The 13,515-nt window shown below is 65.8% G+C and carries 10 protein-coding genes; 3 read left to right on the top strand and 7 right to left on the bottom strand.

Annotation, left to right across the window (positions count from 1 at the left end; genetic code table 11):
• Positions 1–13: 13 nt before the first annotated feature.
• Positions 14–784 (bottom strand): AraC family transcriptional regulator, encoded by a 771-nt coding sequence (locus tag AC58EF_RS16605; RefSeq protein WP_497277480.1) that lies wholly within the window; start codon positions 782–784, stop codon positions 14–16.
• 98 nt (positions 785–882) lie between these two features.
• On the opposite strand from AC58EF_RS16605, the gene AC58EF_RS16600 reads away from it, so the two are divergent.
• On the top strand, positions 883–2,091 hold the full coding sequence (locus AC58EF_RS16600) for an MFS transporter (RefSeq protein WP_497277534.1): 1,209 nt from the start codon (positions 883–885) through the stop codon (positions 2,089–2,091).
• 42 nt (positions 2,092–2,133) lie between these two features.
• Here AC58EF_RS16600 and AC58EF_RS16595 read toward each other — a convergent pair whose 3' ends face one another.
• On the bottom strand, positions 2,134–3,570 hold the full coding sequence (locus AC58EF_RS16595) for an alginate export family protein (RefSeq protein WP_497277479.1): 1,437 nt from the start codon (positions 3,568–3,570) through the stop codon (positions 2,134–2,136).
• 71 nt (positions 3,571–3,641) lie between these two features.
• Positions 3,642–4,982 carry a dicarboxylate/amino acid:cation symporter gene (locus tag AC58EF_RS16590; RefSeq protein ID WP_497277478.1) on the bottom strand — a complete coding sequence of 447 codons (1,341 nt, stop codon included), beginning with the start codon at positions 4,980–4,982 and terminating at the stop codon, positions 3,642–3,644.
• Positions 4,983–5,188: 206 nt separating this feature from the next.
• On the opposite strand from AC58EF_RS16590, the gene AC58EF_RS16585 reads away from it, so the two are divergent.
• Together AC58EF_RS16585 and AC58EF_RS16580 are read left to right on the top strand one after the other, a co-directional pair.
• Positions 5,189–6,940 (top strand): sensor histidine kinase, encoded by a 1,752-nt coding sequence (locus AC58EF_RS16585; protein WP_497277477.1) that lies wholly within the window; start codon positions 5,189–5,191, stop codon positions 6,938–6,940.
• The gene (locus AC58EF_RS16580; RefSeq protein WP_497277476.1) at positions 6,937–8,259 is read left to right on the top strand and encodes a sigma-54-dependent transcriptional regulator; all 1,323 of its coding nucleotides are present in this window, start codon (positions 6,937–6,939) and stop codon (positions 8,257–8,259) included. The genes AC58EF_RS16585 and AC58EF_RS16580 overlap by 4 nt, the downstream gene beginning before the upstream one ends.
• 27 nt (positions 8,260–8,286) lie before the next feature.
• On the opposite strand, the gene hutU is transcribed toward AC58EF_RS16580, so the two are convergent.
• The 4 genes from hutU to hutI are packed head-to-tail and all read right to left on the bottom strand — an operon-like array spanning position 8,287 to position 13,493.
• Complete coding sequence (gene hutU, locus AC58EF_RS16575; protein WP_497277475.1) at positions 8,287–9,954, bottom strand: urocanate hydratase; 1,668 nt, start codon at positions 9,952–9,954, stop codon at positions 8,287–8,289.
• A 13-nt stretch (positions 9,955–9,967) separates the two neighbouring features.
• Positions 9,968–10,771 (bottom strand): N-formylglutamate deformylase, encoded by an 804-nt coding sequence (hutG, locus tag AC58EF_RS16570; protein ID WP_497277474.1) that lies wholly within the window; start codon positions 10,769–10,771, stop codon positions 9,968–9,970.
• Positions 10,768–12,297, bottom strand: a complete 1,530-nt coding sequence (hutH, locus tag AC58EF_RS16565; RefSeq protein ID WP_497277473.1) for a histidine ammonia-lyase — start codon at positions 12,295–12,297, stop codon at positions 10,768–10,770. Before hutH ends, hutG begins: the two co-directional genes overlap by 4 nt.
• The gene (gene hutI, locus AC58EF_RS16560; RefSeq protein WP_497277472.1) at positions 12,294–13,493 is read right to left on the bottom strand and encodes an imidazolonepropionase; all 1,200 of its coding nucleotides are present in this window, start codon (positions 13,491–13,493) and stop codon (positions 12,294–12,296) included. Before hutI ends, hutH begins: the two co-directional genes overlap by 4 nt.
• Positions 13,494–13,515: the final 22 nt, after the last annotated feature.

Raw genomic sequence — 13,515 nt, 5'->3', positions numbered from 1 at the left:
GGTCGAATCCTCTTCAGGACGGATGATAGCGGCTGGGAGGAACGCCCACTATACGTTTGAACATGGTGGAGAAACTGGCCGGCCCGTCATAGCCCAGATCCAGCGCGATCGTCGTGACCGGTTCGCCTTCCGCAAGCCGTGGCAGCGCCACCGACAGGCAGGCCTGCTGTCGCCATTCGGCAAAGCTCATCCCCGTTTCCCGCCGGAACAGGCGGGTGAAGCGGCGGCGGTTCATCGCCAGCCCATCGGCCCATTGGTCGATCGTGGCGGTGGCGCGCGGCTGCTCCATGAAGGCATGGCAGCGGGCGGCCAGCATCGCATGGCGCGGAAAAGGCACGGCGATCGGGATGACCGGCGCCCGATCGACTTCCGCGACAAGCAACTGCATGACAAGGCCATCACGCCCCTCCTCCGCATAGTCGACGGGAATATCGGCAGCCGCGACCAGAAGCTGGCGCAGTAGCGGCGAAACCGCGACGATACGGCACGACCGGGCGAGGGTCGGACAGGCGGCCGGATCAATCAGCACGCTGCGGGTCTGCACCGCGCCGACCATCCGCACGGCGTGCGGCGTGCCGCCCGGTATCCATACGCCCCGCTCCGGCGGCGCGACCCATGCGCCGTCGGGCGTGCTGACCGCGACCACGCCGCTCGCCGCGTAGAGAAACTGGCCACGCCGATGCCGATGCTCGGCAAGCTCGAAGGATGGCGGATAGTCGTTGCCGATCCCGACCACCGGCCGCGCGACATGCTCATAATCATCCGGATGGCGAGGCTCGACCATTGTCCCATTCTCAAAATCGAATGGCCCATATGCCGAAGCGGGACAGGAAGGAAAAGGCTAATCGCACCTCTCGAAAGGAGCAGATGATGCGCAACATAATGGAAGCGACGGCAAGACCCCAGGCAACGGTGAACGGCACGGTGTTCGGCGTGATCGTGGCGATCAGCTTCTGCCATCTGCTCAACGATATGATGCAGTCGCTCCTCCCGGCCATCTATCCGGGCCTCAAGTCCGACCTTGGCCTCAGTTTCGGGCAGATCGGCCTGGTGACGCTGGTCTATCAGATCACCGCCTCGATCCTTCAACCGCTGATCGGCCTTTATGCCGACAAGCGGCCCACGCCCATGGCGCTGCCGGGCGGCACGTTGTTCTCGCTGGCGGGCCTCGCCGTCCTGTCGATCGCGCACAGCTACGGGCTGGTGCTGGTCGGTGCCGCGCTGCTGGGCATGGGGTCGTCGGTCTTCCACCCGGAATCCTCGCGCGTCGCCCGCATGGCGGCCGGAGGGCGGCATGGGCTGGCACAATCCCTGTTTCAGGTCGGCGGCAATGCCGGCCAGGCGCTGGGGCCGCTGGCGGCCGCGCTCGTCGTGGTGCGCTGGGGCCAGTCCAGCCTGGCCTTCTTCGCCCTGCTGGCGCTGCTGTCCGGCGCGGTGCTGTGGAATGTCGCGATCTGGTATCGTCATCACGGGCTGTCGCGGCTGAAGACCGGCGGACACGCATCCCTGGCGATCGCACTGCCCAAGGGACAGGCCGGGCGCGGCATCGCCATCCTGCTGGCGCTGATCTTCTCCAAATATGTCTATCTCGCCAGCCTCACCAGCTATTTCACCTTCTATCTGATCCACCGCTTCGGCGTGTCGGTGCAGACGGCACAATTGTACCTGTTCGCTTTCCTCGCGGCGGTCGCTGTCGGAACCGTCGCGGGCGGCCCGCTGGGCGATCGGTTCGGGCGCAAATATGTGATCTGGTTCTCGATCCTGGGCGCCCTGCCCTTCACCCTGCTGCTGCCCTATGCCAACCTGTTCTGGACGGTGCCGCTGACCATCGCGATCGGCCTGATCATGGCCTCCGCCTTTCCCGCCATCGTCGTCTTCGCGCAGGAACTGGTGCCGGGCAAGGTCGGCATGATTTCCGGCCTGTTCTTCGGCTTTTCCTTCGGCATGGGCGGTGTCGGCGCGGCTCTGCTGGGGTGGCTGGCCGACTGGATGAGCATCGAGACCGTCTATCAGATCTGTGCCTTCCTGCCCGCGATCGGCCTGCTGGCGGCCTTCCTGCCGAACATCGAGGGAAGCCGCAAACGCGGCTGATCATCAGGAAGGGCGTTGCCAGCTTCTCCCATATAATGCCGTTCAGAATCGGAAGCTGATCCAACTCCCCAGAAATGCGGAGTTGGCATAGCCCGCGCGGCGCAGCACCGTATCGGCGCGCAGATATTCCGCTCGCGTCGTCAGCGTCAGCCGGGGCGCGATGCTGTAGACCAGTTGGGCGCGGAGGAGCTGGGCGACGGCCTTGCCCGCGACCTTCTCCGTCCCGACATAAGGGGTGTAATTGGCGCGGTAGACGGCGTCCTTCTCGTCATCGCGCCAGGTGAACTGATATTCCAGCGAGGCGCGCAGCTTGCCGGTCGGGTTGAAACTGATGTTCGGTGCGACCGCGATCATGTTGGTGGCGGTCAGGAACAGGCCGTAGCTGAAATAGATATTGTTGCCATAAGGGGCATAGGCATTGCGCAGCGTCCCCTTGCCATAGCCGCCGCCACCGCTGCCATAATCGACATGCACACCGATCCGGGGCGCCGTCTTGTCTTCGCCCAGACGCCAGTTCTGCGCGAAAAAGGCCTGCCATGCGTTGATCGGCCGGTTCTGGAACTCGCCATATTGATGGACCAGCGTCCAGTCGAGGTTGAGTCGCCCCACATCGCCCCACAGCCGCCCGCCCGCATAATAGCGTACCGCTGGCGCAATCACCCCACCCCAGGTGCCGACCCGGTTGCGCCGCCGCCAGAAAAAGGGATCGAAGAACAGCTTGGACCCGCCCAGCCAATGTTGGGGAACGACGAAGCCGGCGGAGATGCCGCTGAACCGCCGATTATTGTCCGGCACGTCGTCGCCCAGCCCGCCATTGCCCAGGTCCGTGGTCTCGAAATCGAACAAGGTTGCGCGCATCGTCGGCGTCCGCGCCCAGACGCGCGTGCCGTTCAGCACGAAGCGGATAGTATTGTTGTCGCGCTGTGAAATCAGCAGATTGGGGCCGTCGGTAAATTCCTGCCGCCCATAGCGGATGCCCAGATCGACATCGGCGATCCGCCCCTTCGCTTCGGCGAAATATTGCTGATAGACGAAGCTGTTGCTGAATGTGCCCGACGGCGTGCCGATATTCTTGCCGTCGATCTGGCCATGGGCGACCTCGCCATAGAAGCGCAGATGCTCGCCCACATGCAGGTCCGCGCCCGCGACCAGTCGGACGATGTCCTGCCGCTGCTCAGGTCCTTCGATCAGTTGCGGGTTGCTGGTCAGGTTCATGCGCAGCCGCGCCTCACCGCTCAGCGTCAGATAAATGTCTCCGTCTTCGTCCAGCGGCAGATATTTGAGCCGGTCGAGCAGGTCGTCACGCTTGGCGGGATCGCGATAGGCGCGCCAGTCTTCTGCCCAGCGCGACAGATTATAGCCGTTGACGGTGGCGCCATCACCCTGCGCTGCGGCGGGGTAGCTGGCGGGCGGCGGCGTTTCCGCCAAGGCGGGGCTGGCGCAGGCAAGCGCCATCAGGCCCCAAAGCGGGCGAGCCATCATATCATCCTCTCCACTATGGAGGCGCTGTCGTCTGTGCGGCGCGCGGTCCCTCTATATCTCAGTTCGTGTCAGGCGGCCGCCAGTTCTCGCCCGTCCAGCGTAGCAACTGGCGCAGGCAGACGGCCCGACAGGGCGTCGTCCAGCTTCTGCCGGTCGAGTCCGCCTTCCCAGCGGGCGACGACGATGGTCGCCACCGCATTGCCGATAAAGTTGGTGAGGCTGCGGCATTCGCTCATGAAGCGGTCGACGCCCAGGATTAGCGCCATGCCCGCGACCGGCACGGTCGGCACGATCGACAGCGTCGCGGCCAGGGTGATGAAACCCGCGCCGGTGACGCCCGCCGCCCCCTTGGACGACAGCATCGCCACGCCCAGCAGCAATATCTCCTGCCAAAGCGTGAGTTCGACGCCGGTCGCCTGCGCAATGAACAGGGCGGCCAAGGTCATGTAGATGTTCGTGCCGTCGAGGTTGAAGCTGTAGCCTGTGGGCACGACCAGCCCGACTATCGACTTTTCGCAACCGGCGCGCTCCATCTTCTCGATCAGATTGGGCAGCGCCGCTTCCGAAGAGGAAGTGCCCAGCACCAGCAGCAGCTCCGCCTTCAAATAGCGCAGCAGTTTGAAGATCGAAAAGCCCGTGAGCCGCGCGACCGTGCCCAGCACCACGATCACGAACAGGGCCGAGGTCAGGTAGAAGGTCGCGACCAGCGCACCCAGGCTGGCCAGGCTGCCGATGCCATATTTGCCGATGGTGAAGGCGATCGCGCCGAACGCGCCGATGGGGGCGGCGCGCATCAGGATCGACACCAGCTTGAAGACGATCAGGCTGAGGCGCTCCAGGAAATGCACCACCGGCTGGGCGGGTTCGCCGACCAGGCTGATGGCGATGCCGAACAGGATGGCGATCAGCAGTATCTGGAGGATATTGCCACCCGTGAAGGCGCCGACCAGGGTCGAAGGGATCACGTCCAGCAGGAAACCGGTCAATGTGCTGTCATGCGCCTTGGCGGCATAATCCGCGACGGCGCCGCCATCGAGCGTCGCCGGATCGATGTTCATGCCCGCGCCGGGCTGCACGACATTGGCGACGATCAGGCCGACGACCAGCGCCAGGGTGGAGAAGGTCAGGAAATAGGCAAAGGCCTTGGCGGCGACACGGCCGACCGACCCCAGTTCCTTCATGCCCGCAATGCCGGTGACGATGGTCAGGAAGATGACGGGCGCGATGATCATCTTCACCAGCTTGATGAAGGCGTCGCCCAGCGGCTTGAGCGCCTCGCCATAGGTCGGCCAGAAATGACCCAGCAGCGCGCCCGCCATGATCGCGACCAGCACCTGCACATAAAGCTGCGAGGCGACGCCGCGCTTCTTTGACGGCACGGTGGCGGCCGGAAAATTCTGTGTGATCATGACAGGCGCTCCATCTCCATGGTCGCGGCTATCACTGCCTGCGACCTGTTTCAGCTTCGCGCCTCCATCACCCGGAAACAAGAAAATCGGCGAATATGATATCATGCTGATTTATAATCATAAATTTCCGATTGATATGGAATGGCGATCATAATCGTGCAGATTTTGACATCCCATATAATTACTTTGTGTGATAATCCGCACAAATGCGAAAGTTCCGAGTCTCGCGGCTTTGGCCGATAATCCTCATCGTCCTGTTGGCGGCGGCCTGCTGGCTGTTCGCCGATCGCTACGGTCGGGGTGCGCGCAGCCAGTTTCTCGCGGACCAGCGTAGCGACGCTGCCGTGCAATCCCGGTCGATGCTGCGCCTGCTCGAATCCGAATTGCAGAAATTCCGGCTGATCCCGGTCGTGCTGGGCGAATATTCGGATGTGCGCACCGCGTTCCAGTCCGGCCATATCGATGCGGCGCTCAATGACAAACTCGCCGCGCTCGCGGACAAGACTGGGGCGGCAGCCATCTATGTGCTGAATGCGGCGGGCCTGTCGATCGCTGCCTCCAATGCCCATCAGCCGGACAGCTTCGTCGGGCAGGATTACAGCTTCCGTCCCTATTATCAGCTCGGCTGGCGCAAGGGCGGCGGGGAATATTTCGCGCTGGGAACGGTCAGCCATCGCCCCGGCCTCTATCTGTCGCGCCGGGTCGAAGGGCCGGGGGGACCGATCGGCGTCATCGTCGTGAAGGTCGAGTTCGACGCGATCGAGCGCGCCTGGAGCGATCGCAGCGCCTGGACCTTCATTGCCGACCAGAATGGCATCTTGCTGCTGAGCAGCGACCCTTCCCGCCGCTTCCACGCGCTTCATGCCGTATCACCGCAACTGCGCGCCCAAATTCAGCGTGCGCTCCAATTTGGCGGCGCGCCATTGACGCCATTGGGCATGGCGATCCAGCCGGACGGCGAAACCCGTCTGCGGGACGGTAGCCGGGCGATGACGTCGAGCCTGGCGGTGCCGGTTGCCGGCTGGCGACTCTATCATGTCGTGCCGATCGATGCCGGCCTGGCCGCGGTCGCACGGCAGACCCGGATTGCGACTTTGCTCTTCGCGGCGCTGCTGCTTCTGCTCATCACCGCAGGCATGTGGTTTGCGGCGCGTCGGCGCCGGACCACGCGCGACCGCGCGCGGCTGGAACGGGAAGTCGCGGTGCGGACAGAGGCGCTGGCGCATGAAATGGAGGCGCGCACCCTCGCCGATCGCCGCTATCGGCAGGCGCGCGAAGAACTGGCCCACGCCAACCGGTTGGGGACGCTCGGCACCATCTCCGCCGGTGTCGCGCATGAAATCAATCAACCAGTCGCGACCATCCGTACCTTCGCCGAAAATGCCGCCCTGTTCCTGGACCGCGATCAACCCGACAAGGCGGGCGCCAATCTGCGCGAAATCATTGTCATGACCGACCGTATCGGCAGCATCACGGCGCAATTGCGGCGCTATGCCCGGCGGGGTGTCGGAGAGATCGGGCCAGTGCCGCTCACCGACGCCATCGATGGCGTCCGGCTGCTGGTCGCGGACCGGGTCCGCAGCGCCGGCGTGCGGCTGACCCTGCCGCAGCCCGATCCGGCCATCCATGTCCGCGCGGGCCGCATCCGTCTGGAACAGGTGTTGGTGAACCTGCTTCACAATGCGCTGGAAGCGGTTGCGGATCAGCCGGACGGATGGGTGGACGTGATGCTGCTCGACCGCGGCGACCGGCTGTTCCTGGAGGTGCGCGACAACGGGCCGGGCATAGCCGAAGCATTACGCGACGATCTGTTCATGCCCTTCGCCACCTCCAAGCCCGGCGGCCTGGGCCTGGGCCTCCACATTGCGCGCGACATCATGGTCGAGTTCGGCGGCGCGCTCGATCTCGTCCCGGACGATCTCCACACCCTGTTCCGCATGACATTGGTAAAAGCATGACCGACGCCCCTTCCCTGCTGCTGATCGACGATGACGACGCGCTGCGCACGGCGCTGGCGCAATCGTTCGAACTCGCGGACCTGCCGGTTCGCTGCTTTGCCGACGCGGCTGAGGCGTTGGGACGACTGGATGCCGGCTTCGACGGCGCGATCATTTCCGACATTCGTATGCCCCGCATGGACGGGCTGGAACTGTTCCGCCGCATCGCCGCGATCGACCATCAAATCCCCGTCATACTGATGACCGGCCATGGCGACGTGTCGATGGCCGTGTCGGCGCTCAAGCAGGGCGCTTTCGACTTCATCGCCAAGCCGTTCGCGACCGATCATCTGATCGCCGCTGCGCGCCGTGCGCTGGAGATGCGGCAACTGGTGCTCGACAATCGCCGCCTGCGCGCGGCCGCGGACGAAAGCGCGGCGGGCGAACCGCTGATCGGCGAAAGCGCGGCCATGGTCCGCCTGCGCGAAAATATGCGCCAGATCGCCGACGCCGATGTCGACGTGCTGATCGAGGGCGAGACCGGGACCGGCAAGGAGCTGGTGGCGACATTGTTGCACCGCTGGAGCCGGCGGCGGGGGCGTCCGTTCGTCGCGATCAACTGCGCGTCGCTGCCCGACACGATCGCGGAGGCGGACCTGTTCGGTCAGGAGGGCCGCGCGCAACTCACCCAGTCGGGGCGGATCGCCCGCGCCCACCGCGGCACGCTTTTCCTCGACGAGATCGAAAGTAGCCCGGCGCGACTTCAGGGGTCGTTGCTGCGCGTGCTGGAGGAACGGGAAATCCATCCCGTCGGGGCGGATCAGCCGCAACCGCTCGACATGCGCGTGATCGCGGCGACCAAGCCCGGCATCGAGGCAAGCGTCGCCGAAGGCCGCTTCCGGGCCGACCTGCTCTACCGGCTCGACATGGTGCGGCTACGCATCCCGCCGCTGCGCGACCGGCGGGAGGATGTGCCATTGCTGTTCGGCTATCTGCTGCATCAGGCGGCCGGGCAGTTGGGACGCGACGTGCCGCAGGTCGGGGCCGACGTCCGTGCATGGCTTGCCGAGCATGACTGGCCGGGCAATGTGCGGGAACTCGCCAACTACGCCAAGCGCGTCCTCCTCGGTATGCAAATGGATGGTGGCGAGGCCGAAGATCATCTGCCGCTCAGCCTGCGGGTCGAGCGCTATGAAGCGGCGGTCATGCGCAAGGTGCTGGAGCAGGTCCAGGGCGATGCGCGATCCGCCATGGCGAACCTGCAACTGCCGCGGAAGACCTTTTACGACAAGCTCAACCGCCACGGAATCGAGATTGACGACTATCGACGGAGGGGCTGAGGCACGGCGCATCGACGCGCCTCCCGTTCATCCCAATATGCCCGGCAGGTCCAGTCCCTTGTCGCGGGCGCAGTCGAGCGCTTGCGGATAGCCCGCATCGGCATGGCGCATCACCCCGGTGGCCGGGTCGTTCCAGAGCACACGCTCCAGCCGCCGTGCGGCCGCTTCGGTGCCGTCGGCGACAATGACCATGCCGGCATGTTGCGAATAGCCCATGCCGACACCGCCGCCATGATGGAGCGACACCCAGGTCGCGCCGCTGGCGGTGTTGAGCAGGGCGTTGAGCAGCGGCCAGTCGGACACCGCATCGGACCCGTCGCGCATCGCTTCCGTCTCGCGATTGGGGCTGGCGACCGAGCCGCTGTCCAGATGATCGCGACCAATCACGACCGGGGCCTTGAGTTCGCCCTTCGCCACCATCTCGTTGAAGGCGAGGCCGAGCCGATGCCGGTCCCCCAGCCCCACCCAGCAGATGCGCGCCGGCAGCCCCTGGAAATGAATCTTCTCCCGCGCCATGTCGAGCCAGCGGTGGAGATGCGCATTGTCGGGCAGCAATTCCTTCACCTTGGCGTCGGTGCGGTAGATATCCTCGGGATCGCCCGACAACGCCGCCCAGCGGAACGGGCCGACGCCCCGGCAGAAGAGCGGACGGATATAGGCCGGGACGAAGCCCGGAAAGTCGAAGGCGTTCGCGACCCCCTCATCCTTCGCGACCTGCCGGATATTGTTGCCATAATCGACGGTCGGCACGCCAGCCGCCTGGAAATCGAGCATGGCGCGGACATGAACCGCCATGGAGGCCTTGGCCGCCTTCGCCACCGCGTCCGGCTCCCGCTCACGCCGCTCGACCCATTCAGCCACCGTCCAGCCGGCGGGCAGATAGCCGTTCACCGGATCATGCGCCGACGTCTGGTCGGTCAGCAGGTCGGGACGAATGCCCCGGCGATGGAGTTCGGGCAGGATTTCGGCGGCATTGCCCAGCAGACCGACCGAAACCGGGGTCTTGGCCGCGCAGCTTTCCGCGATGATCGCCATCGCCTCCTCGATCGTTTCGGCGGCGCGATCCAGATAGCCGGTGCGCAGGCGCATTTCGATCCGGCTGCGCTGGCATTCGATCGCCAGGCAGGACGCGCCCGCCATCACCGCCGCCAGCGGCTGCGCGCCGCCCATGCCGCCTAGGCCAGCCGTCAGCAGCCAGCGGCCCGACAGGTCGCCGCCATAATGCTGACGCCCCATCTCGACGAAAGTCTCATAGGTGCCCTGCACGATGCCCTGCGTGCCGATGTAGATCCAGCTGCCGGCGGTCATCTGCCCATACATGGCGAGGCCGCGCTTATCGAGGTCGTTGAAATGCTCCCAGTCCGCCCATTTGGGCACCAGATTACTGTTGGCGATCAGCACGCGGGGCGCATCCGCATGGGTGCGGAAAATGCCGACCGGCTTGCCCGACTGGATCAGGAGGGTCTGGTCCTCCTCCAGCCGCCGCAGCGCCTCGACGATCCGGTCATAGCTTTCCCAGTCGCGCGCGGCGCGGCCGATCCCGCCATAGACGACCAGCTCCTCGGGCCGTTCGGCGACGTCGGGATGAAGATTGTTCATCAGCATCCGCAGCGGCGCTTCGGTGAGCCAGCTCTTTGCCGAAAGATCCGTTCCGGTCGCAGGCTTGATGATACGGCTGTTGTCGAGGCGGGTCATGAAAGTCTCCTGCTCAGGCGCGGGCGAAGGCGATGCACGCCGCGATGATGGTCTTGAGGTCGCCGATCAGCGGCGGCGCGGGATCGAAGGGCGGCGGCCAAGTGTCGGGGGACAGGTGCGCCGGCTCGGTCAGATAGCCGCGCATCGCCAGCTCCATCTGGATGGCGTGAACGCCGTCGGCCGGACGGCCATGATGCCGCGTCGTCCAGCCGCCCCGGAACCGGCCGTTGAGGACATGGCTGCGTCCGGTCGCCTCGACGGCGCCGGTCACGGCCGCTTCCAGCGCCGGGTCGCAGGTCACGCCGCCATTCGTACCGATATTGAACAGCGGCAACTCCCCATCGAACAGACGCGGGATATGGCTCAGGATGGAATGGGCGTCGTACAGCACCACCTTGCCATGCGCGTCACGCAACCGCTCCAGCTCGACCGCGAGCGCGGCATGATAGGGATCGAACCAGCGTTCGCGGCGCCGTGCGATCTCGCCCGCATCGGGCGCCGCGTCGCGATAGAGCGGCTCGCCGTCAAAGGTCGTGGTCGGGCAAAGCTCCGTCGTCGCCTGACCCGGATAGAGCGAATGACCGGTCGGATCGCGGTTCACATCGATGACGCTGCGCGACATGCGGGTCCGCACGATCGTCGCACCCATCTCCGCCGCAAAGCCGTAAAGGCGATCGACCCACCAGTCGGCATCCTTGCGCGCCAGCCAGGGCGACACGAAACGCGCTTCCAACTCGGGTGGAATATCAGCGCCCGTATGGGGCAGGCCGATCACCAGCGGCGCGTCGCTGCGGTGGATGTCGAGCCAGCCGGTCATGCCAGACCCGGCAAGCCGATCCCGGCCGCCTCGATCAGTGCGCCCGATCGGACGAGCAGGTTTGCCGCTTCCATGTCGGGATGGAAATGGCGGTCGTCCTCCAGCATCGGCACTTCCCGGCGCAGGCAGGCCCTCGCCTGCTCCAGCGCGTCGCTGGACGTCAGCGGTGCATGGAAATCGCAGCCCTGTGCGGCCGCGAGCAGTTCGATCCCCACGACCGCGCTGGCGTTGCGCGCCATGTCGAGCAGGCGGCGGCTGCCATGGGCGGCCATGGAAACATGATCTTCCTGATTGGCTGAGGTCGGCAGGCTATCGACGCTGGCGGGCGTGGCGCGCTGCTTGTTTTCCGACACCAGCGCGGCCGCCGTCACCTGCGGGATCATGAAGCCGGAATTGAGGCCCGGCCTGGGCGTGAGGAAAGCCGGCAGTCCCGACAAGGCCGGGTCGACCAGCATGGCGATGCGCCGTTCGGTGATCGAGCCGATCTCGCAGATGGCGAGCGCCAGCATGTCGGCGGCGAAGGCGACCGGCTCGGCGTGGAAATTGCCACCGGAAAGCGCTTCGTCCGTCTCAGGGAAAATCAGCGGATTGTCGGAAACGCCATTCGCCTCGACCGTCAGCGTGGTGGCCGCCTGCCGCATCAGGTCCAGCACGGCGCCCATCACCTGGGGCTGGCAACGCAGGCAATAGGGGTCCTGCACGCGGGCGTCGTCTTCCAGATGGCTTGCCCGGATCGCCGATCCCGCCATCAGCCGACGCAACGCATCGGCCGTTTCGATCTGGCCCGGCTGGCGGCGCAATGCGTGGATGCGCGGGTCGAAGGGCGTGTCCGACCCCTTCGCCGCCTCAGTCGCGAGCGCCCCGGTGATCAGCGCGGACTGGAACAGGATTTCCGTCTCGAACAGGCCGGCGAGCGCATTGGCGGTCGAAAACTGGGTGCCGTTGAGCAGCGCCAGCCCTTCCTTGGGGCCGAGCGTCAATGGGGACAGGCCGGCGCGCTCCAACGCTTCGGCGGCGGGCCGGCGCTGCCCGTCCACCTCGATCTCCCCCACGCCGATCATCGTCGCGGCCATATGGGCGAGCGGAGCCAGATCGCCGCTGGCGCCGACCGATCCTTGTGACGGCACAACGGGCGTCAGCCCGGCACGCAGCATCGCCTCAATCAGGGCAATGGTTTCCGGTTTCACGCCAGATGCGCCTTGCGCGAGGCTGGCGAGCTTGAGCGCCATCATCAGCCGCACCACAGGCACTGGCGACGGATCGCCGGTGCCCGCGGCATGGCTGAGGACGATGTTGCGCTGGAGCGTCGCCAGATCCTCGTCGCCGATCTTGACGCTCGCCAGCTTTCCGAAGCCGGTGTTGATGCCGTAGACGGGCTTGTGCCGGGCGATGATGCGTTCGACCGCCGCGGCGCTGGCGGCGATTGCGGGTGCGCTCGACGCATCCAGACGCGGCTTCGCTCCGCGATAGATGGCACGCCACTGCGTCAGCCCGGTGTCGCCGGGGGTGAGGATGATCTCGCTCATAGGCCTTTCCAGATACGGGCATGGAGCGGGTTCAGCCCCATGCGATAGACAAGTTCCGCGGGGCGCTCGACGTCCCAGATGGCAAGGTCGCAGCTTTTGCCTGCCTCGATCGTGCCGACCTCCTCCGCCAGCCCAAGCGCGCGGGCGGCGTTGCGAGTCACGCCAGCCAGACATTGCTCGACGGTCAGGCGGAACAGGGTCGCGCCCATATTCATCGCCAGCAGCAGCGATGTGAGCGGCGACGTGCCGGGGTTGCAATCGGTCGCAAGCGCGATCGGAACGCCCGCCGCGCACAATCCGTCGATCGGCGGCAGCCTGGTCTCGCGCGTGAAGTAGAAGGCGCCCGGCAACAGCGTGGCAACCGTGCCCGCCCGCGCCATCGCGCCGATCCCGTCTGCGTCCAGATGCTCCAGATGATCGGCGGAAAGCGCCCCCGCCTCGGCGGCGAGCTGCGCCCCGTGCAGGTTCGACAGCTGCTCCGCATGGAGTTTGATCGGCACCCCCAGTCGCCGGGCGGCATCGAACATGCGCGCCGTTTGCGCGGCGGAAAAACCGATCCCCTCGCAAAAGGCGTCGACCGCATCGACCAGTCCGGCATCGACCGCCGCCGGCAGCATATCGTCGCACAGCGCCGCAATATATCCGTCGGCATCGTCTGCAAATTCAGGCGGCAGCGCATGGGCGCCCAGGAAGCTGGTGCGAACCCGAACCGGCCGGACATCGCCCAGCGCGCGGGCGGCGCGCAGCATCTTCATCTCGTCGTCGCGCGTCAGGCCGTAACCGGACTTGATCTCGACCGTGGTGACGCCCTCGGCGATCAGCGCGTCGAGGCGTGGCAGCGCGCTGGCGATCAGGTCCGCCTCGCTGGCCGCGCGGGTCGCCTTCATGGTCGACACGATGCCGCCGCCGGCCCGCGCAATCTCCTCATAGGACGCGCCGGCGAGGCGCAATTCGAACTCATGGGCGCGATCGCCGGCATGGACCAGATGGGTGTGGCAATCGATCAGGCCGGGGGTGATCCAGCGGCCGTCGCACCCGATCGTCTCCTTAGGATCGAACCCCGGTGCATCAGCCTCCGAACCGGCATAGACGATGCGTCCGTCCATTGCGGCGATGACGCCGCGCTCGACGATACCAAGCCCTTCGCCCGTCATCGTCGCCAGCCGCGCATCCTTCCAAAGCCGATCGCATCGCATGTCGAATCTCCCTGCCCCGAAG

The organism is Sphingobium sp. WR1 (assembly GCF_059693745.1).
This window is presented reverse-complemented; position numbering and strand designations above follow the sequence as displayed.

Excerpts from the sequence above, each read along its gene's own strand:
- AC58EF_RS16605 (WP_497277480.1), bottom strand. The coding sequence starts at position 784 with ATGGTCGAGCCTCGCCATCCGGATGATTATGAGCATGTCGCGCGGCCG.
- AC58EF_RS16600 (WP_497277534.1), top strand. The coding sequence starts at position 883 with ATGGAAGCGACGGCAAGACCCCAGGCAACGGTGAACGGCACGGTGTTC.
- AC58EF_RS16595 (WP_497277479.1), bottom strand. The coding sequence starts at position 3,570 with ATGGCTCGCCCGCTTTGGGGCCTGATGGCGCTTGCCTGCGCCAGCCCC.
- AC58EF_RS16590 (WP_497277478.1), bottom strand. The coding sequence starts at position 4,982 with ATGATCACACAGAATTTTCCGGCCGCCACCGTGCCGTCAAAGAAGCGC.
- AC58EF_RS16585 (WP_497277477.1), top strand. The coding sequence starts at position 5,189 with ATGCGAAAGTTCCGAGTCTCGCGGCTTTGGCCGATAATCCTCATCGTC.
- AC58EF_RS16580 (WP_497277476.1), top strand. The coding sequence starts at position 6,937 with ATGACCGACGCCCCTTCCCTGCTGCTGATCGACGATGACGACGCGCTG.
- hutU (WP_497277475.1), bottom strand. The coding sequence starts at position 9,954 with ATGACCCGCCTCGACAACAGCCGTATCATCAAGCCTGCGACCGGAACG.
- hutG (WP_497277474.1), bottom strand. The coding sequence starts at position 10,771 with ATGACCGGCTGGCTCGACATCCACCGCAGCGACGCGCCGCTGGTGATC.
- hutH (WP_497277473.1), bottom strand. The coding sequence starts at position 12,297 with ATGAGCGAGATCATCCTCACCCCCGGCGACACCGGGCTGACGCAGTGG.
- hutI (WP_497277472.1), bottom strand. The coding sequence starts at position 13,493 with ATGCGATGCGATCGGCTTTGGAAGGATGCGCGGCTGGCGACGATGACG.